Source organism: Chryseobacterium nakagawai, assembly GCF_900637665.1.
In the GTDB taxonomy this organism is placed as follows: domain Bacteria; phylum Bacteroidota; class Bacteroidia; order Flavobacteriales; family Weeksellaceae; genus Chryseobacterium; species Chryseobacterium nakagawai.
On the sequence record NZ_LR134386.1, the window covers coordinates 2,187,591 to 2,208,230 of the forward strand.

At 35.4% G+C, this 20,640-nt stretch carries 19 protein-coding genes; 12 read left to right on the forward strand and 7 right to left on the reverse strand.

The genetic code is table 11. The features are described from left to right. Window positions 1–6: 6 nt before the first annotated feature. On the forward strand, window positions 7–1,284 hold the full coding sequence (locus EL260_RS09975; RefSeq protein ID WP_123860128.1) for a replication-associated recombination protein A: 1,278 nt from the start codon (window positions 7–9) through the stop codon (window positions 1,282–1,284). A 53-nt stretch (window positions 1,285–1,337) separates the two neighbouring features. On the opposite strand, the gene EL260_RS09980 is transcribed toward EL260_RS09975, so the two are convergent. From EL260_RS09980 to EL260_RS10000, 5 genes are all read right to left on the reverse strand, one after another. Continuing rightward, entirely contained in the window at window positions 1,338–1,757 is a 420-nt protein-coding gene (locus EL260_RS09980; protein ID WP_123860129.1) for a hypothetical protein, read from the reverse strand. Window positions 1,758–1,870: 113 nt separating this feature from the next. Then, window positions 1,871–4,102, reverse strand: a complete 2,232-nt coding sequence (locus EL260_RS09985) for a DUF2339 domain-containing protein (RefSeq protein ID WP_123860130.1) — start codon at window positions 4,100–4,102, stop codon at window positions 1,871–1,873. A gap of 106 nt (window positions 4,103–4,208) precedes the next feature. Further along, window positions 4,209–4,916 (reverse strand): hypothetical protein, encoded by a 708-nt coding sequence (locus EL260_RS09990; RefSeq protein WP_123860131.1) that lies wholly within the window; start codon window positions 4,914–4,916, stop codon window positions 4,209–4,211. A 359-nt stretch (window positions 4,917–5,275) separates the two neighbouring features. Beyond that, a complete protein-coding gene (gene pheA / locus EL260_RS09995) occupies window positions 5,276–6,124 on the reverse strand; it encodes a prephenate dehydratase (protein WP_123860132.1) in 849 nt (282 codons plus the stop codon). Window positions 6,125–6,252: 128 nt separating this feature from the next. Beyond that, entirely contained in the window at window positions 6,253–6,681 is a 429-nt protein-coding gene (locus EL260_RS10000; RefSeq protein WP_123860691.1) for an acyl-CoA thioesterase, read from the reverse strand. Window positions 6,682–6,817: 136 nt separating this feature from the next. On the opposite strand from EL260_RS10000, the gene dnaA reads away from it, so the two are divergent. The 6 genes from dnaA to EL260_RS10030 all read left to right on the forward strand — a co-directional run bounded on the left by dnaA (window position 6,818) and on the right by EL260_RS10030 (window position 11,359). Continuing rightward, complete coding sequence (dnaA, locus tag EL260_RS10005; protein ID WP_045495212.1) at window positions 6,818–8,272, forward strand: chromosomal replication initiator protein DnaA; 1,455 nt, start codon at window positions 6,818–6,820, stop codon at window positions 8,270–8,272. Window positions 8,273–8,387: 115 nt separating this feature from the next. After that, window positions 8,388–8,840: a low molecular weight protein-tyrosine-phosphatase gene (locus EL260_RS10010; RefSeq protein WP_123860133.1), complete on the forward strand. Its 453-nt coding sequence runs from the start codon at window positions 8,388–8,390 to the stop codon at window positions 8,838–8,840. Between the two features lie 2 nt (window positions 8,841–8,842). Next, window positions 8,843–9,343 (forward strand): nuclear transport factor 2 family protein, encoded by a 501-nt coding sequence (locus EL260_RS10015; RefSeq protein ID WP_123860134.1) that lies wholly within the window; start codon window positions 8,843–8,845, stop codon window positions 9,341–9,343. 4 nt (window positions 9,344–9,347) lie between these two features. Next, window positions 9,348–10,046 carry an SAM-dependent methyltransferase gene (locus tag EL260_RS10020; RefSeq protein ID WP_123860135.1) on the forward strand — a complete coding sequence of 233 codons (699 nt, stop codon included), beginning with the start codon at window positions 9,348–9,350 and terminating at the stop codon, window positions 10,044–10,046. Window positions 10,047–10,056: 10 nt separating this feature from the next. After that, window positions 10,057–10,344, forward strand: coding sequence for a hypothetical protein (locus EL260_RS10025; RefSeq protein WP_123860136.1), 288 nt, complete (start codon window positions 10,057–10,059; stop codon window positions 10,342–10,344). Between the two features lie 4 nt (window positions 10,345–10,348). Next, window positions 10,349–11,359 (forward strand): hypothetical protein, encoded by a 1,011-nt coding sequence (locus EL260_RS10030; protein WP_123860137.1) that lies wholly within the window; start codon window positions 10,349–10,351, stop codon window positions 11,357–11,359. Window positions 11,360–11,418: 59 nt separating this feature from the next. On the opposite strand, the gene EL260_RS10035 is transcribed toward EL260_RS10030, so the two are convergent. Together EL260_RS10035 and EL260_RS10040 are read right to left on the reverse strand one after the other, a co-directional pair. Further along, entirely contained in the window at window positions 11,419–12,282 is an 864-nt protein-coding gene (locus EL260_RS10035) for a DUF4349 domain-containing protein (RefSeq protein ID WP_123860138.1), read from the reverse strand. Between the two features lie 89 nt (window positions 12,283–12,371). Beyond that, window positions 12,372–12,845, reverse strand: coding sequence for an Mpo1 family 2-hydroxy fatty acid dioxygenase (locus EL260_RS10040; RefSeq protein ID WP_123860139.1), 474 nt, complete (start codon window positions 12,843–12,845; stop codon window positions 12,372–12,374). Between the two features lie 73 nt (window positions 12,846–12,918). Here EL260_RS10040 and EL260_RS10045 point away from each other — a divergent pair, with 73 nt between their 5' ends. The 5 genes from EL260_RS10045 to EL260_RS10065 all read left to right on the forward strand — a co-directional run bounded on the left by EL260_RS10045 (window position 12,919) and on the right by EL260_RS10065 (window position 20,540). Beyond that, window positions 12,919–13,764, forward strand: a complete 846-nt coding sequence (locus EL260_RS10045; RefSeq protein ID WP_123860140.1) for a helix-turn-helix domain-containing protein — start codon at window positions 12,919–12,921, stop codon at window positions 13,762–13,764. A gap of 89 nt (window positions 13,765–13,853) precedes the next feature. Further along, entirely contained in the window at window positions 13,854–15,164 is a 1,311-nt protein-coding gene (locus tag EL260_RS10050) for a TolC family protein (RefSeq protein WP_123860141.1), read from the forward strand. Between the two features lie 25 nt (window positions 15,165–15,189). After that, the gene (locus tag EL260_RS10055) at window positions 15,190–16,308 is read left to right on the forward strand and encodes an HlyD family secretion protein (protein WP_123860142.1); all 1,119 of its coding nucleotides are present in this window, start codon (window positions 15,190–15,192) and stop codon (window positions 16,306–16,308) included. Window positions 16,309–16,411: 103 nt separating this feature from the next. Then, entirely contained in the window at window positions 16,412–18,004 is a 1,593-nt protein-coding gene (locus EL260_RS10060) for an MFS transporter (RefSeq protein WP_123860143.1), read from the forward strand. Between the two features lie 322 nt (window positions 18,005–18,326). Next, a complete protein-coding gene (locus EL260_RS10065) occupies window positions 18,327–20,540 on the forward strand; it encodes a TonB-dependent receptor (RefSeq protein ID WP_123860144.1) in 2,214 nt (737 codons plus the stop codon). The last annotated feature ends 100 nt before the right edge of the window (window positions 20,541–20,640 follow it).

Below are 20,640 nucleotides of genomic sequence, written 5' to 3' on the forward strand. Positions count from 1 at the left end.
AGTACTTTGAATCAAAATATTCCATTAGCCGAGAAATTAAGACCTAAAACCCTGGATGAAGTTTTGGGGCAGGAACATCTTACCGGGGAAAAAGGCACGATCAGAAAGATGATCGAAAACAATAGCCTGAATTCTCTGATCTTTTGGGGCCCTCCGGGGACAGGAAAAACGACGCTGGCGGAAATTATTTCCGAAAGCTCAGGAAGGAAGTTTTATAAGCTTTCTGCTGTTTCTTCAGGAGTGAAAGATGTTCGCGATGTAATTGAAGATGCTAAAAAACAGAATTTATTTTCCGGAAAATCTCCCATTTTATTTATTGATGAGATTCATCGTTTCAATAAATCTCAGCAGGATTCGTTGTTGCATGCTGTAGAAAAAGGCTGGATCGTTTTGATAGGAGCTACTACAGAAAATCCAAGTTTTGAAGTTGTTTCTGCTTTGTTATCCAGAAGCCAGGTTTATGTTCTGAAAGCTTTAAGTTATGAAAAGCTTGAGGAACTTATTGATATTGCTTCCGAGAGATATAATAAAGACGAAGGAACAGATTTTAAAATTCTTGAAAAAGAAGCCCTTATTCAATATTCAGGAGGAGATGCCAGAAAACTGATTAATTCCGTAGAATTGGTTTTGAACCAGTATAAAAATACAGATACGAAGGAGGTTATTAACTCAGATGTGCTGGAAGTCCTGCAGGAAACCATGGCATTGTATGATAAGAATGGGGAACAGCATTATGATATTATTTCTGCTTTCATTAAATCAATGCGTGGAGGTGATCCAAACGGAGCGGTATATTGGTTGGCAAGAATGCTTGTTGGAGGAGAAGATATTAAGTTTATTGCAAGAAGAATGCTGATTCTGGCAGCAGAAGATATTGGGCTGGCCAATCCTAATGCGCTGGTGATTGCCAATAACTGTTTTCAGGCTATCAACATGATCGGAAATCCTGAGGCAAGAATTATTCTAAGCGAAACGGCTGTGTATCTTGCTGTCTCTCCTAAGAGTAACTCTGCGTATATGGCTATTAATGAAGCGATGGCTTTAGTAAAGCAAACGGGAAATTTACCTGTACCTCTTCATTTAAGAAATGCTCCGACCAAGTTGATGAAGGATCTGGATTATGGAAAAGAATATAAGTACGCCCATTCCTATGAAGGAAACTTTGTAGAGCAAGATTTCCTTCCTCAGGAAATTAGAGAGGTAAAACTGTATGAACCTGGAAATAATTCCACAGAAAAAAAGATCTATGAAGAACTGAAAAAGAAGTGGGGGAAAAAATATTAAATAAAACAAGGATAGCATGAAAAACGCTATCCTTTTTTTTGTATTGTTAAAAATTACTTTGTTGTATAGATAAAGTAAGTTGGCTTTCCGTTGTAATCCTTTTTTTCTGTCTTTTCCATAATTGACGTGAATATTTTAGTAGATGAATCTGTAAATTCCTGGTCGTCAATGAAAACAGAATTGTTGGCGGGGATGTCATTTTGCTTATTCAGCTGTGCCAATGTCATTCTGTCAAGTCCATTACTGCTCTTGAATTTATATACAGTAACTCCGTTTGTAAAAACAGAACTGTATTTTTTTAAATTGGCAGGAAGGCTTGCTGCACTGTTATAAACTTTCAGAACCTGCATCTGAGCGGCATTCGATTTGAACAGGTCTTCAGTTCCAATGATATTATCAGCAACGGCAAGCTTTTTTTGTGCAAATAAAGTTGCAGATGAAAGTATTAAAAAAGAATAGAGTAATTTTTTCATAATCAGAATATGTAACTGTTAAAAACGTGATAAATATAGTTATTTTTTATAAAATGTGAATTAAATATTGAAATGTTTTAAATTTTATTTAGAAATAAAAACTTTTAGTCTCATTATAAATCCTTGTTCTCTTCGTTTTTTTCTTTCGTATCAACCATATTTTTGATAATATTCTTAACGCGCTGAAAAGTGAATGAACTTAACAACAAAATAATTCCAAGGGCAATAAACGCACTGATCCTTGAAATGTTATCCATTTGCCAGACATCGTAACCATAAAGTTTTAACACCATTAAACCAATCAGAGTAAACCCAATCTTGTTGTATTCCTGAATGTTTTTTCTTAATCCTATATAAATAAATATACTGGCTAGGAGGGCCCAGATGATAGGAAGATAAAGAATATTGAAATGATTTTTCACAGGATAGGAGTCTGTCACATGGTGAGAATTGGCTAATACATATAAATGATGTAGCTCACAGCTGATTGAGACAACGAACGCCAGAGAAATGATCCAATATGATATTTTTGACTGATGGAATTTTGTATCAGGAATGATTTTTAAAGTTATATATATAAAAGGGATCCATTGAAGTAAATGCAAGAGATAAAAACTGTTTGGAAGCTGCTTTGATAAAATATCTGTAACTACTGATGAGGTGGAAACAGAAATGTTAATTATAATAAGGAAAAAAAACAGATAGATCAGCCCTGTTTGTAGATCATGAGCAAGGCTTAGTTTTTTTCTGAAAAGTAACAATATAAAAATATAACAGATGCTGTATAATAATCCTACACTGGTAATTGCAGCCCAGGGCATGGTATTAATATGATAAATGATTTCAAGAAGAAGGGCTGTATAAATAACTCCATAGCTTGCTGCTGTAGTTAGATCTTCAAAAAAAGTTTTGGTTTCTGCTTCTGCTTTTTCACGGGTATCTTTTAATAAATATAAGTTGATCCCGATGGAAAGAATTGTTACCAGGCTGGTTAAAAATACAGGATTGAATATGATGCTGAGGTTTTTGGTATTATAATACTCACACCAGGTAATAATCTGTGCGAAAATGACCAATGGAAAAAGAACATGAAAACAGGTTTTGAAAATTTTATACCCTGTTTTTTTCCATATAAAAAGAAGCAGGGTAGCTTGTATAGCCCAAACGCTGGTTATAAGATGAGCTTTAAACTGTAAAGCAACAGCTATTGTAATCAGGCTGACTGTTATTCCTGTAAAAACAGAAAAAGGAGTTTCAAAATTTCTTTTTCCATATTCTCTGAAAAGAAGGATAGCATTTACCAATGCAAAAATAAGAGGGAAAATAATGACAGGTTCATACTGTAATTGATTGAAGATATAGGCTACTCCTATAATACTTGAACAATTAATAAGAGCGAGCATTAAAATATCCGGAACGGAAAGTTCGTTTTTTCTGAAGTAATCCTGAAGAGCAAAAATGTAGAAAATGATATAACTGATAAGATAAAAAGTAATGCTTAAAAGTTCAGGCAGATCTACGGTCCAGTAAAAAAGATAAATACTGGTGAATATATAGGCTGTCCATCCAACACTTTTCCAATGTTGTAGAAAGGCGGCAATCAGCATGCCGATATTTAATAAAGTCAGGTAAGTAAACAGGAATAAATAATTACTTTCTCCTGTGCTAATCATAAGAGGCGCTGTAAACCCTCCAATTAATGAAAAGATAATTAAAACCTCACTTTTGTAATAATAGGATAGAACAATAGAAACAGCAGTGATGATTGAAGTAATCACAAAAGCTGTATTTTGAGTGAAAAGATGATATTCTCTGAAAGCAATGGTAGTCGTAAAATATAAAACGGCAATTCCCCCTCCGGTAATGATAGAGGCAAATGTTTTATAATTCTTTCTGAGGAAATGTCCTGTAAGTATAATGGCAGCTCCGGTACAAAGTCCAATTCCTGCTCTCGCGGTTTCTCCGATCCAGTTTTTATCGATGGCATATTTCACAAAGTAACCTATTCCAAGAACTAAAGTGAAAATACCAATAACGGTAAGAATATTTTGTTTTAAAAACTCAAAAACAGGATTGAGCCAGTCTTTTTGAATCGTTGTAGTGGGTTCGGTATTTTCATTAGGAGTGATAATTTCCCTTTGGGGCTCATAAACTTGTGTAGGTGCTGGAGTGAAGATTTCTTCAGCATGAATTGCTTCCTGCGGGAGTTCAGGTTGTAGTGTTTTTTTATTGATTTTAGAATTAAGATCTGATACCTCTTTTTCAAGTTTCCTGATTTTGGTATTCAGGTTGTTGAAAATAATGGCAATAACTACAATCAGGATCACCGCAAGATATTCATTCATTATTTAGTTTTTATCAAATATAAAGAAATTTAAATGGTATTAAAAATTAACCCATCGCTTATATTGCGATGGGCTAACGATATAGATAACTAACAATATGTCTCTGTTAATTGGATATTTTATAAATGTAGAATGAAGCGATACTGGAACCTAATAATCCTACGTCAAGAGCGGTAGATCCTACAAGTCCGAATGAAACTTTGTCACCTGCCTGGAATGAATATGCCGAATTAAGTGAACTTTCAGAAATTGTTAAACTTAACAATACCAGGTTGGCTCCACTAAAAGCACGGCTATCAATCGTTGCGGCAACTCCAGCTCTGGTTCTTACGATACCAATTCCCGGGCTATTTGCTAAGATAGAAGCTTGTAGCCCTGTTCCATAACGGAAACTGAATCCTACTGCATAAACACCTGTAGAAGGAATTGTATAAGTATTATCGGTATCATTGAACAATGCTGCTGATCCAAGAGTTCTTTCTGCTGCAAGAAAATTAACTGCTCTAAAACCGGAAGGGAAGAGTCCAAGGCTTAAAAGACTGATACCAGAGGTTTTTTTGGCAACATAAACAGAGGTGTTTGTATTAGAGGCGCCTATTAAAAGCTGTGGGTCCATTGCAAATACCTCAGTAGTGGCGGCGTCCTGGGCTAAAATCTGATATCCGGTCACTGTAGCTGCAGGAGGGGTAACTCGAACTCTCATTGTCCCATTGACATCCAATGTTGCTGTTGGTGCATTAGTATTAATTCCTACTTGTGAAAATAATGGCAATGCTGCACATGCCAACATTAGGCTGTAAAGTTTAGTTTTCATGATCAAGATTTTTATTTAGTTGCTAACAAATATACAATAAAATTATACTCTAAATTGTGAAATTTTCACATTTAACATTAATATGATGTAATATATTTAAACGTATGTTTGTATTTTGGAATATATTATTACATATTTTAATTACGAGTTATTTTTATTTTATTTTGCTAAACTGATGTATTTGAGAGGGTTAAAAAAAAGAAATATCCCTATTGTGTGGGTTATTTTTTTAGAGTTATATGCTGTTACTCTTAGGGTCTTTATGATGAAATATTTTATTTTTTACTGAATAAATTCAATAAAAAAGCACTATTATTTTGATAATAGTGCTGGTTTTGGGTTGATATGTGTAACTATTTTTAGCTTTCTAAAAGAAATTCTTTATAATTTCCAAGGAAATCTACTTCTGCGTTAATAGATTCAAGCTCCTTTAGGGCATTCCCGTGAAGGATATCCTTCCATGGGCCTTCCACATTGATAAAAAAGAAATAATTACCTAATCCGGTCTTTAATGTTCTGGATTCAATTTTGCTGAGGTTCATTTTTCTCCATGCGAAAACTGAAAGCACTTGATGTAACCCTCCTGGATGATCTTCAGGGAGGGTAACAAGCATTCCTGATTTCTCTCCTAATGTTTCCAGCTGGCTATTATCGTATTTGTTTTGCTGTTTGGAAATGATGATAAACCGGGTATGATTCTGTTCAAAATCCTGAATATTACGATTGATAATCTTCAAACCATATAAGTTAGCAGCAAACTGATTGGCTACTGCAGCAATTTTAGTGTCCTTATTCTCTGAAACGAACTTAGCGGCAGCGGCTGTAGAAGAAAAATCCTGTTTGGGAATTTCTTTATAATGAGTATCTAAAAAATGAAAGCTCTGAGCCAGTGCCTGTGGGTGTGAATAAATCCTTTCTATTTCCTCAACAGAATTTTCAGGATGAATCATTAAGTGGTGGGCAATGGGCATTACTGCTTCTGCTTCAATTTTAATAGACGGTGTCTTATATAAATAATCCAGCGTCATGGATACAGTGCCTTCAATAGAGTTTTCCAAAGGAACAACAGCTTTGAGTGTATCCCCGTTCTCTACTGCTCCAAAACAGTCCAGAATGCTCGCCTGTGGTAAAAGCTCATCATCAGGAAAGAGCTGTGCAGCGGCAAGCTGGGTAAAGCTGGCATGAGGCCCCAAAAATGCAATCTTCATAATATTGATATAAGGTTTAGGTTAATAAAAGTGCAAAGGTGCAAATTATACTCGAAAGTTAAAGGATGGAATAAGGTTTAAAGTCGTTGGCGATAGAGTTATTGTCTCATATTCCTTATCTCGAACTCTTATAATCCATCTTCTCCTGGCTTCTCCCAATTTGCTTCAATCATCTTCATCAGGAAATCCGGGCATTTAATGACTTTATTTGTTTTAGCATCTAAAAAGAAAAGAGTAGTGGAGGCTTCGGTAATTTTAATATGCTCTTCATTGTAAATTTCATACTCAAATTCAATTCTTACTCCGGGAATTTTTTTTACATAAGTATGGATTTCTAATTTTTGGTCATACAAAGCTGGGCGAATATACTTAATTTTGTAGTCCGAAACAGGCAGCCAAATTCCTTGGTTTTCAATTTCATCGTATGAAATTCCTATACTTCTGAAGAGTTCAACACGGCCTACTTCAAAGTACTCGGCGTAGTTGCCATAGTATACATATTTCATAGGGTCTGTTTCTGCGTAACGTACTCTTATTGAGTGTGTTGTATGTATCATTTTAGGTCTTAAATTATACATACAAATATATTTTTAAATAATCAATACCTGCAATATTTTTTTTTAAAAAGAAAATATTGGACCTTTGTCTCCCTTCTAAAAACAGTACAAACAAAAGAATAATCAGGGCATAAAAATGGATGACAATTTAATGATGATATGGCAGAAGTGCCTTCAGTTTATGCGCGATAACTTGAACGCAGCTGAAGATAATTCTGACCTGAAAAAACTTGAAAAATCTTTCGATATGTTATTCGATAAGGTGCAGCCACTTTCATTAGTGTCTAATAACCTTACGCTTATCGTACCGAGCGATTTTTACAAGGAATATATCGAGGATAATTACTTGTCCTTACTTTCTGCTGCCCTGAAGAAAAATGTAGGAAAAGGAGTTAAATTATGGTATTCCGTAATGGAAAACAGACCAAAAGGCGAGGAAAAGCCGGTTACCATGAATATGAAGGGACAAAGTGTTCCTACTCCAAAAACACAGGAAACAATGCCACAAGGATTCTCAGCTAATATTGTAAACCCTTTTGTGGTCCCTGGAATTAGAAAAGTAAATATTGATTCTAACCTGAAACCAGACTATTCTTTTGATAGCTATGTAGAAGGAGAAAGTAACAAATTTGCAGCTACCGTAGCAAGATCTATTGCAAAAAGACCGGGAGCGACAGCATTCAACCCATTATTCTTATATGGAGGGTATGGAGTTGGAAAAACACACTTAGGACAGGCCGTGGGGCTTGAAGTAAAGAATCAGTTTCCGGACAAAGTAGTTCTTTATTTGTCTTCAGAGAAATTCATTCAGCAGTTTATTTCAGCTGCAAAAGCACATAAGCAAACAGAATTTGCTAATTTCTATCAAATGGTAGATGTCCTGATTATTGATGATATTCAGTTCTTATCGGGAAAATCAGCTACTCAAGATAGTTTCTTCCATATTTTCGATCATTTGCATCAAAATGGAAAGCAGATTATCCTGACTTCTGATAAAGCACCTGCAGATATCATGGATATCCAGGACAGAATTGTTTCCCGTTTCAAATGGGGACTTTCTGCAGAAATCAAATCTCCGGATTTATCTACGAGAAGACAAATCATTGAAGACAAACTAAGCAGAGATGGAATTGTACTTCCTGGAGATATGCTTGATTTCCTTGCGGTTGAAACTAAAACAAATGTTAGAGAATTAATCGGTGTCATCAACTCGGTAATTGCATACTCTACAGTATATAAGAGAGACTTAAGTCTTGAATTATTAAAGGAAACAATCAACAGAATTGCAGCCAACCAAAAGAAGGTCATCAATATTCCTTATATTCAGGAAGTGGTGTGCGACTATTTTGGAATCAAAAAAGAGCAGCTACTGTCCAAAACAAGAAAAAGAGAGATTGCATTACCAAGACAGCTGGCTATGTATTTCTCAAAAGAATTTACCAATTCCACATTCACTAAAATTGGTGAAGAAATGGGAGGAAAGGACCACTCTACAGTAATGTATGCTTGTGATACTATCAAAGATGTATCGAAAATTGATAAAGAAATCAAGAAATACGTTAAGGATCTTACCGAAAGAATTAAGCAGTAAGATGATCTTAATCTAAAATATAAAAAAATGAAGAATAGTTATATTCTTCATTTTTTATTTAGTTTTGTTATAGCAATCAATATGAATTGCAGTTTAATGTATTAAAAATCAGACTATGAAAATCCTGATGGTTTGTCTCGGAAATATATGCAGAAGCCCTTTGGCAGAAGGGATTATGAAAACAAAAGTACCAGAAAGCTTTATGGTAGATTCTGCCGGAACCATTTCCATGCATGAAGGAGAGCATCCGGATAAAAGAGCCATTAAAACAGCAGCTAATCATAGTGTTGATATTTCCAGACAAAGATCCAGACCTATCACAAGGGCAGATTATGAAACTTTTGATAAGATCTACTGTATGGATATAGACGTGTTTGAAGATGTTGTTTCCAAAGCTAAAAATGAAGAAGAACGCCAGAAAATATCATTGTTTCTGGAGGTGTTGGGAGATCGCGAAAATGCTGAGGTTCCGGATCCGTATTGGGGAGATATGAAAGATTTTGAAAATGTTTTCCAACTTTTGGAGAAGGGATGTGATGCCATCAGAAAGCAAATCCTAATAACATAATCATGAAAAAACTATTATTATTACTTGTACTTGGCTTTAATTTCTCTTTCGCTCAAACCAAAGATGAAAAAGAAATACTTAAAGTAATGAATGACTTTATGGAAAGTATTAAAACAAGAAATGAAGCTCAATACCTGTCGTTATTTCAGGAACCTGTACTTTGGACTGGAATCTATAAAGATAGGACACAGGCGAAACGTCTGGAGAAAAATCCTAAAGCAGAATATTATTTTGCTGATGATTATAAAGCTTTCATCAAAGGCTTTAAAGACGACAAGTCTGAAGAAAAATTTGACAATATTAAAATCGTTGAAGATGGAGCAGTAGCTTCTGCCAATTTCGATTACAGTTTTTGGTATGACGGAAAAATGGAAAACTGGGGAAAAGAGATCTGGATGCTGATGAAGATTAACGGAATCTGGAAAATAACTTCTGTAACCTTCTCCATGGACCTTGCAAAATACTTCCCACAACCATCATTAAACGAAAGAACTAAAAAATAAAACAATGCTTTTTTTACTCCCTGCTTACTTATCAGAAAACACTTCTATCACTCATTTTGCGCCAGTTATTAAGGAATATATCATGCAAACGGATTACTTCTTTGTGGAAAATGAGAAAACCGCCAGAAAGGTCGTTAAATTCTTTGCTCCTGAAAAGAAACAATCAGATCTGAAACTATTTTTGTTGGATAAGTATACGGAAAATGCTGATATTAAAGAAGCTCAACAACTTATGTTGAAAGGGCAGGACTTTGGATTGCTTTCGGAAGCAGGATTGCCTTGTATTGCAGATCCGGGAAATCTGATGGTAAAATGGTGCCATGAAAAAAATATCAGGGTAATCCCTATTTCAGGACCATCATCTATTATTCTGGCGTTAATATCCAGTGGATTCAACGGGCAGGAATTTACATTTAATGGATATCTTCCGATTGATAAAAGTGAAAAGAAGAAGCAGATTCAACAGCTGGAAAGTGTAGTTCAGAAAACGGGATATTCACAAATTTTTATGGAAACTCCTTACAGAAACAATCAGCTTATTGAAGACCTGACGAAGTTTTTGTCACCCAATACAAAACTTTGCATCGCTGCTAATATCAATGATCCTGAGCATGAATTTATCAAGACGAAAACAATAAAAGACTGGCAGAAACAAAAGCCTGAGCTTCATAAAGTTCCTGCTGTATTCGTATTAGGAAAATAAAAAAAAGAAGATGAAAAATAACCCATTTCTTACCGTTTTTCTATTGTTTTGTATCCAGGTATTACTTATTAAATACTTGGATTATGTAGATCTTGAGGTTAAGATAGGGGAAGGTTTAAGTTTTGCTTTTGTTTGTTTTTTAATACCGGTAGTTTCTATTTTTCTTACTATGTTTATTGGAGAATCCAGATATAAAAAATCATTTAAATATTTTACTATTTTTATAGTAATTATTTCAATTTTAGGCTTTATAGTATTGAGTTTTTTAGCTGCTTTAGGAAGATCCTTTAACCACTAAAAATATGAAGAAAACGGTCATCGATTACTTGAATTTTTGTTTGGCAGGCATTTTTATATTGCTGGTTATTCTGTATGGAATTACATTGGTGAAAAAAAAGGAATTTGATAAATTAAGCTGGTCAGCAAAGATCATAAGTCTAGAACCGAATTCATCAGATGAGAAATCAGGAATGTTGAAGATTCTTGATGCTGTTTTTATCAATACTTTTAATCAGTCTGAAAATAGATTAGAATTCGATTCTCCCAAATTAATTGTTTCAAAAAAAGGATCTGATTCCGCTTATTTTTGGAGGCAGGATGATTTACTGCCTGATTCTTTATCCATTAAATACTTTTCTATGGAAGAGAAAAAGTTCTATCAGCTGAATACAAGACTTCCTTTGGAAAAAATGCAAAGTTCTTTAAAAAATAAATCGCTGGGAGCTTATTTAAGGCTGGAAATTCAATCGAAAGGAAAGATATCCTTGAAGATTGAGCTGTCGGGAAGTCATAATGTAGGATCAGTATTAATAGGGAATTTTCAAGCAAAAGAATTCCCGGGAACATTAAAAATGTTAGTCTATAGAAAGTATTCAGGAGATGAATATAATGAATTTCCTTCTCTGAAGGGAGTTTCAGATTATTCGGATCTTCTTATTCAAAGATATTCATGGGTAGCAAAAATTGAAACTGAAAATTCTGAGAAAATTTCTGGAATTTCAGCCAGTACTTTTGATGATAAATCAATGAGCACTGAGGGGGTAACTTTTGAAGATGCAAAACTAAGAAACCTCCCGGATAGATTTTTAATTGATTGGGGCAATACACAGAAATATGGAAGCAGCTTTTCTTTCGATAGCCAGGAAATTTTAGATGCTTTTAAAGCTCTGAATCAGATAAAGGTTAGTGAACCTATAGTTATCACTTTTAAATTGTCTAAAGACGCTTTTCCAAAAGCTGAACTCTCTAAAGCCGGGAAAACGATCCCATTAAAAGATGGTTACCCAGATCTGCCAACAAAATATGCTCAATAAAATAAAAGCCGAATCTCAATAGTGATTCGGCTTTCTTATGTACGTTTATATTGAAAAAATTACGGCTTTCTCTTTTTCCATTTTTTCCATAGGAAAATAACCAGAGGAATTAGCAAAAAGAATGGCCAAAAGGAAATAATCCCTAATAAAAAGGCTACAAAACTGTTCCATCCTTCTGTCAGAGAATCTATGAACCGGCTTCCGAATCCAATTTTAGACGTTGCAGAGCTTCTTACTTTTTCTTTATATAAGCTTAAGTTTAAAGTGCTGTAATTCACCCTGTCGTCTATAAAGCGGAGTCTGCCTTCAGCCACATCAATTTCATCTTCCAGGACACGGATCTTTTCCTGAATTTCCAGCATATCTTTAGTAGTTTTCGCACTTTTAAGCATATCCCTATACTTTTCAAGATAAATTTTTTTGTTGGCCAGTTTTATGGATACATCAGTATATTCCTCTGTAACATCATCTGATGAAATATTTTTAGATAACACAGAACCTACACCATCAGAAAATGAGTTGATAAGTGCATCAAAATTCTTATGAGGAACCCGGATGGTTAGATCCATGGTTTCATTCATATCGGTATTCTGGAATTCTTCTTTCTGGATATAAGCATTGTTCTTTTTCAGAATGTCATTGACGAGGGTTTGCGCTTTTTTTATCTCACCAACCTGAATTCTCATATTCCCGTTTTTGATGATTTTACGGGATATCGTATCTGTTTTAATTTCAGCAGAAGTGGACGATTTATTATCGGGAAGAAGTTTTTCAGAAAGAGAAGAAGGCGGACGTGGAGCTTCATCTTCCATGATTATTTCTGTAAGAGCAGCATTCACGGAATGCTGCTTATCAGCATTAGATTTACTACAATTGATAAAGACAATAAAAAGTAAAGGTAAAAGTAAAAGTATCGTTCTCATGAATAGTTAATTTTTCATGAATACTATCAAAAACCATGCTTAGAAAAAACAAGGGTCCTCGAAATTATTTTAAGAATAAGCCCAATAAGTTAATATCTGATTCCTGTTTTTTTAAGAATAAAACTTAAAAGCCATATCGGTCCGATCAGTAAAAACTGAATATCTTTAAGAAAAGAAGGTTTTTTACCTTCAATTTTATGTCCGATAAACTGAAAAATCCAGGTAATTAAAAAGACACTCAGATATATGATCCAGGACTGTTTACCCAAACTGATATTGGTAAAATAAATAAAGTGTTCTGCCAACAGCATTATAAAAATCATTATGAAACCAATGAGCAGGGACAGTCTGATATAATACAAACTGATGATGACAATAGCAATTAAACTGATGATACTAATGCATCCAAAATAAGAAATACAGAAATGGGGGGAAGGAATCAATGAAATAAATCCCAGGATAGAACAAAAAATTAGGGGTACGCAAAACCAGTGAATGAACTTGTTAGTCGCATTTCTATGGCTCTTGCTATATTCTGCAAATAATAAATCAACCTTTCTCATACTGACAGGAATTGGATTAATGCTAAAATAATAAAATTTTGTAATCGGTGATAAGATTGCTTACATTTGTGTTATGTCTGCCTTAGAAAAGTTCGGAGTTGAAATCTCTACGGAACGTAATATTTTTGAGAGAATTGCCGTTGATAAACCATTCAGGCCTGAAAATCCGGCATTTATTTTTATTAAATCAGGAACCATAAAACTTCGTCAGCACTTTAGCGATCTGGAGGTTTCTGCCAATATGTTTATGGTAACCGATCCGCAGACTATTTATGAAGTAGTAGCAGTAAGCGATGACTTTCAGTCGAGAATGGTTTCTTATAAAAGGGATTTTATTTCTGCTTTATCTTTGAAATTCAATAGATTGATTACGTATCGATACTTCAGGCAGCAGATGAATAAAGGAGTTCCTTTTCCTGAAGATGAAATGGAGGTCGTTTGGAAAAGCGTCAACTTCCTGAAATACATCCTTGATTCTGAAACAGAGATGCTGTACAAAAAAGAAATGGTGGAACATCTTTTTTCTGTATTCTGCTATCAGATGGCGGGAATTATTTCCAAAGAAGATAATAATTCCATGAACCAGATGTCCAGACAGGAAGAAATTGTCTTTGTTTTTCTTACAGACCTTTCTGAATATCACCTTACAGAAAGAACCGTTGAGTTCTATGCCGAACGACAATCCATTACAACCAGACATCTATCATCGGTGGTGAAAGACGTTACCGGAAAGACCGCAAGTCACATCATAGCTTTAATCGTTATCAATGAAGCGAAAGTGCTTTTAAACTCTTCTAGTAAACCTGTTTCTGAGATTTCTTCGATCCTCGGCTTTAGCGATCAGTATGCATTTTCTCACTTTTTTAAAAAACATCTGGAGGTAAGCCCAAGACAATACAGACATCAGTTCGAAAGTTAAAATATTACATTTGAACATCTTTTTCCAAAAATCAAACATTTGATTGAATTTGTTGTTGTTCTAACTTTGCATCTGTAAAACAAGGTAAAATGACAAAGAATATAAAAACAGCACTATCAGTTCTGATAGCAGCTTTTCCTGCGCTGTTTTTTTCACAACAGGTAAAACAGATGACCGCAGGTGAGATTGCCGAACTGGCAGTCCAGAATCATCAGCAGTTGAAGGTTTCAGCTCAGAATATTGATATTGCCAAACAGAATATCAACGTTGTAAAGCTTCAGAAACTTCCAACCATCACCGCTTCTACAAGCCAATTCTATTTGGGAGATGCTGTAGCTATCGATAAAGACTTTTCTAATTCTACAAAAGTTCCGATGCCTCACTACGGAAGTTCTTACGCTGTTCAGGCAACACAGCTGATCTTCAAAGGAGGATTGGTAAATAAATCCATTGAAATGGCAGGGCTTCGTGAACAGCTTTCTGAACTGGATTTGGAGAAAAATAAACAGGATGTAAAATTTTTAGTGATTTCAAACTATCTGGATGTCTACAAGATTATCAATCAGGAAGAAGTGTTTCAGAATAATAAGAAGTTAGCTCAGGAACGTCTTAAGAATATTCAGAAATTCTATCAACAGGGAATGGTAACCAGAAATGAAGTAATTCGTGGAGAACTTGCCCTTAAAAATCTGGATCAGGGAATTCTTACCCTTTCCAACAATAGAAAAATTCTTAATTATAATCTGAATATTGCATTAGGGCTATCTTCTGATACTGAAATTGTTCCCACTGAAAATTTGACGAACAAAGAATCAGGAATCGGAATGGATTATTATATGAGTCTTGCTCATGACAGCAATCCAGTGTTAAAGTCTGCACAGAAAAATATTGCGGTCGCTGATAAGAATATTGAAATTATTAAAACTGATAATTCACCTACTGTGGCAGGATTCGGTGGATATACCTTACAGAGACCCATTACTACGAGAAATCCTGTCTTGGATATGTATTCAGGAGGTTGGCAGACAGGTGTTTCTCTTAGTTACAATATTGATACCCTGTATAAAACTAAAGAAAGAGTAAAATTAGGTGAATTGCAGAAGAATCAGGCTAATGATGCTATGACTTTAGTACAGCAGAATGTAGATATGGGAGTGAATGCAGCGTATACCAAATATCAGGAAGCGATTCAACAGGCAGACATTCTTAATGATTCCAAAAGGCTGGCAGAAGAAAATTACAAAATTACTGAAGCCAAATATCTGAACCAATTGGCTGTGCAGGCGGAAATGATAGATGCACAGAACCAGAAACTGCAATCAGAGCTGGATTTTGCCAATGCAGAGATCAACGTTTTGTATCAATATTATAACCTTTTGAAATCTACCGGGACACTTTAATTTTTTAAAACTGAAAATCAACACAATGGAAAACAAGGAACAAACCACTCAAAATACCACATCCACTCCGGCAACACCAAGTGGAGAAAACAAAAAAAAGCAAAACAAAAAAAATAAAATCAGAGCCATCATTTCCAATATCATCGTTTTTCTGGTGATTGGATTTGGGTTATTCTGGCTCATCCGTGAATATTTCCATATCGGAAACAAAACCTATACGGAAGCTGCTCAAGTAGAAGAATTCATCAACCCTATCAATACAAGGGTTTCTGCTTACATCAAAGAGATTAAATTTATTGAACACCAAAGAGTAAAAAAAGGAGATACGCTGGTGATTTTGGACGAACGTGAAATCCTTACCCAGTTAGGACAGGCGGAAGCGGCTTATCAAAATGCAATGGCACAAAAAACAGCAACAAGTTCTTCTATCAATACTGTTTCCAACAATGTAAATGTAATGCAATCTAATATTGCCGGAGCAAAAGCAAGACTTTGGAATGCTGAACAGAACCTGAACAGATACAAAAATCTTTTATCTGCTGAAGCAGTTACAAGACAACAATATGATCAGGTAAAAACAGAGTACGATGCTCAAAAGGCGGCTTATGAGACATTAGTAAATCAAAAACAATCCGCAAATCTTTCCACTACAGAAGTGAAAAGCAGATTGGGAATCAATGATGCTGAGATCAAAAGAACAAAATCTGCTTTGGATATGGCGAGAATTAACCTTTCTTATATTGTAATCACAGCCCCTTATGATGGGGTGATGGGAAGAAGAACGATTTCTGAAGGACAATTGATTCAACCCGGCCAACAAGTGGCAACTATCGTATTGAACGGTCAGAAATGGGTAACAGCCAACTTCCTTGAAAGCCAGATGCCTAATATTAAAGTAGGAGAGAAGATGACCATGACGGCAGATGCCTTAGGTGGAAAGACATTTGAAGGAGTAGTAACTGCTGTTTCTGCAGCTACCGGATCAAGATATTCAAGTGTGCCAACCGATAACTCTACCGGAAACTTTATTAAAGTACAGCAAAGAATCCCTGTAAGAATTGAATTCACTACTTCCAATACAAAAGAAGACCTGGATAAGCTGGGGGCAGGAATGAATATGAATGTGAACATTAATAAAAACTAAAAGATGGAAGATATCAGGTTCCAGACTGTATGCCGGATGAAAAGGGAAGGTTGAAAAGTAAAAGTCTATTATCTGATATCTGAAATCTATTATCTAAAAAAATATGTACAACAAAGGATTATATAGCGACTGGGTACCTAAACCGGTACAGCTTCTGCTGATTGTATTGCTGCTCGCCGTAGTAATGCCGATTGGTGGAGTGTATACTGGGAATATCAGCTATTTGGTAAGTGGTACCGGGGCTATGACAGAATATTTTATGTGGGCGAATTATGCAACCACTATTGGAATGGGAGCCTGCATGCCTGTTGTCCTCAGAATTAAAATGAGATTCAAAGTAAGAGATAAAATGGTATTGCTTTTAGTGCTTTTAGGACTACTGAGTTATATCAACGCGACCACTTTGCAGCCAATGATCTTCGTGTTTTCTGCCTTACTGATCGGATTTATGAAGATGATGGTAACCATTGAACTTTTCCTGCCATTGATGGTCATGATTGGAAACCGGGGAATGTTTTATGGCGTGTTTTATACATTTGTTCTGGTGATGAATCAGGTAGCAGCTTATTATTCAGCAGAATTTGCATTCCTTTACAACTGGCAGCAGTTTTACATTTTTGCTGCGGTTCTCTGCTTTGTTTTAGCATTAATCCACTGGATTTTTATGCATGATAAATATTTTGCCCTGAAAGTTCCATTGCATTATATTGATTGGCTGAGTATCTTACTTTTTGTGTCCACCTTTATGTTTTCAGCCTATGTATATGCTTTTGGAAGACAGCAGGATTGGTGGAACTCGAAGAATATCATGAATGCAAGTATTGCTGCATTTGTGAGCTTTGCATTACTTTCCATTCGTCAGTTAACATTAAAAAGACCTTATCTTTCATTTAAAATTTTTACAAAAAGTAACGTACAAAATGGCTTATTTATGCTGTTTTGGTTGGGAATGTTCCTCGGAACAGCTTCTATCCAGACTACTTTTGCCGTAGGAGTTTTAGGATATGATCAATTGACTAATGCCAGGCTGAACATGCTGATGATACCGGGAATCATTTTGGCTGGAGTGATTGCTATATTTTGGTTTAAGAATGAAAAACCATTGAAAATGTATATTTTTTCAGGGTTTGCAGGAATGGTAGGCTATGCTATCATTATGTATTTTTCTATGGTACTGGAATTCAATTATGATAACTGGTATTTACCCATGTTTTTAAAGGGCTATGGAATGTGTTCGTTGTTTATCTCCGTATGGTTTTATACTTTAGATAAGCTTGAAATGGATGAAATGCTTGCAGCTATCGGATTAGTATTGGTTTGGAGAACCTTTTTAGCCGTAGGTATTTTTTCAACCTTATACTCATGGTTACAATACCGTTTTCAGGTTACAGCAGTTGGAGATCTTGCTGTTTATATGGATGGAATGACGGTAACCCCGCAGCATATGATGACCAATATGAAGGCTATTCAGCTTAATGCTATTTTGATAGCAACTAAAAAGATCTTCGGATTTATTGTTCTGATTGGCTTTGGAGTCTTATTGTATGTAATAACCCACCATTTTGGAGCCAAACGATTCCAATATTTCAGATTTATCAGAGTACTTAGTGGTAAATCTGTTATTGCAAGAAGAAGACTTCGTGAACGAAAAAAATTATTAGAAGAAATAAAAGACGCAGCTGGGCCTGCGATGTAAAGATACCTTGTTTTTCACTGTAAAATCCTGGTCCTTTGTTGGGCTGGGATTTTACTTTTATGAGAAAGAAAGAGAGAAAATGGAGGTTGGAAGAGGGAATTTATGAAAGGCGATGGGCTGTTATTATTCCATTTATTAATTTAAAGTTCAAAACATTAGGTAATTTCTATAAACTGTAAGGTGAATAGAAACCTCCAGCCTACTTTCTTCCAGCTTCCAACCTTTTTAATTCAAAAAAAGTGAAAAAATTCATCTTTTCTTATTTTTATTGTTTCTAAATAAAAATTATCTTTGCGAGATTATAAAACTTTGATTTGAAGGAATGAAAAAGCATTATGCATTCATAGGTCTATTAGCATCGGGATTGATGTTTTCCCAAACTGTTAAAGATTCTGTAGCCTCTAAAGGTATAGAAGATGTGGTTATCGTAGCATCAAGAAAACCTACTAAAATTTCTGAAATTCCCGGTACCGTTTGGGTTGTACAGAAAGAAAAAATTCAGGAACAGGCCAAAAGTGGAGTTCCGATTAAGGAAATGTTATCCATTTTAATTCCAAGTATGGATATTGGTCCACAGGGAAGAACCAATTACGGACAGAATATGAGAGGACGTTCTGCATTGGTAATGATTGATGGGGTTTCTCTGAATAGTATCCGTGCCATCAGTCGTCAGCTGGATGCTATTGATCCATTTAATATTGAAAGAATTGAGGTACTTTCCGGAGCCAGTTCTATCTATGGTGGAAATGCAACCGGTGGTATTATTAATATTATTACGAAAGTACCTTCTAAAAAAGGAATCAGCGGGGAAACTGAATTGGGAGTCCGTACAGGTTTTATGGGAAAAGATGACCATGATTTCCGTGCGGCTCAAGCTATTTCAGGGAAAGGAGAGAAGTTCTTCGGGAGACTTGGAGTTGCTTACCAGCAAAATGGTGGAGTATACGGCGCAGATCAAAAACAGCTTTTTACAGATATTACCCAAACCGATCTTCAGTACAATCAATCTATTGACGTTCTTGCGACTGGAGGGTATCAGTTTAACAATAAACATAAAATAACAGCTTCTGTTCAATATTATAACTCAAAATTCAATGGAGACAGAAGTTTGTATTTAGGACAAAACTTAAGTGCTTTTACCAAGAAAGACGGAAGTTTGCTGGAAATGAAAGATGGTTTTTCCTCTGATAAAAACATAGGAACAGAACGTTACATGGCAACCGTTGCCTATAACGGAAATAATATTTTAGGAGGTCAGGATCTGTATATTCAGCTTGCGACGAGAGGAGAGAAGCTAGGCTTTTATCCTTTTCCTGGCAATGTAGCTTTGGCAGATAAAAAAAGCGCTGCTTATATGTCTTCATCTCAGCAGGATACCTATTATTCGGGAATAAAAGCGTTATTGTCAAAATCATGGAAAGGATTGAATGTAACTTATGGAGCTGATATAGATTTTGAAAAATTTGAAGGGACACAATCTGTATATGATATTACTAAAACAATGTCCAGTGGCGGGTTAATTAACGAGACTCAATACAGGTTAGGAAGATATCCTACTAACCATTCCCAAAGTTATGCAGGGTATGTTCAGGCAAAATATAATATTATTCCTAAGTTACAGCTTAATGCAGGAGTACGTTACCAGCACATCAACGTAAAAATGGATGATTTTGTAGGCTCTGTACAACAAACACAGATTGCTATGGGATATGGAGCCTCTGCTTCAGCCATTCCAGGAGGAGAAAGCTCGTATAACGTCACATTAGCCAATGCGGGATTACTGTATAAAATCAGCGAGCAGCACCAGGTATGGGGAACATTCTCCCAAGGTGCAAGCTTAGCAGATCCTGCTAAATATTATGGAATAGGAACCTATAAACTGAACGGAACGCATTGGGATGTAGTTTCCAGTATCAATGTCAAAGAGCAGCCTTTACAGGCCATCAAAACCAATCAGTTTGAAGTAGGATACCGTATTAATAAAGGTGGGCTGAGAGCACAGGTTGCCGGATTTTTAAGTAATTCTGACAAAACTGTAGCTGTAGATAAAAATACATTCCAGATTCTTGTTAACGATCTGAAATTAAGAAATATGGGAATCGAAGCAGAGATTTCTTATTCCATGAACAATGGAGTTTATTTCGGAGCAAGCGGATTATTAATCAAATCTGAAGTAGACAATAAAGGAGAATGGCAGAAACAGGAAATTTATAATGCTTCGCCATCCAAGTTGGTTACATACATTGGGTATAATGTGAAAAACTGGTCATTTAGATTCCAGTCTTTACAGAATTTCAAGCAGAAGGATGAACTTAAGAATGTAATTGAAGGATACAATACCTCAGATCTAATGATAGGGTACCGATTCCAGTTTGGGAAGTTCAACCTTGGAATTCAGAATCTTTTCAATACAGATTATCAAACCATCTGGAGCAAACGTTCCCAGGTTTTATATTCAAGCTATGGAATTCCGGACCTGTTTAATTATAAAGGAAGAGGCAGAACATTTAACCTGTCTTACACTTTTGAATTTTAAAAAATAAGATTAAGGTAATACTGCTTTAATCTGAATTAAATACTTTCTACAAATCCGGTTTCTGATATTGATCGGAAGCCGGATTTTAATTAAAAAAACA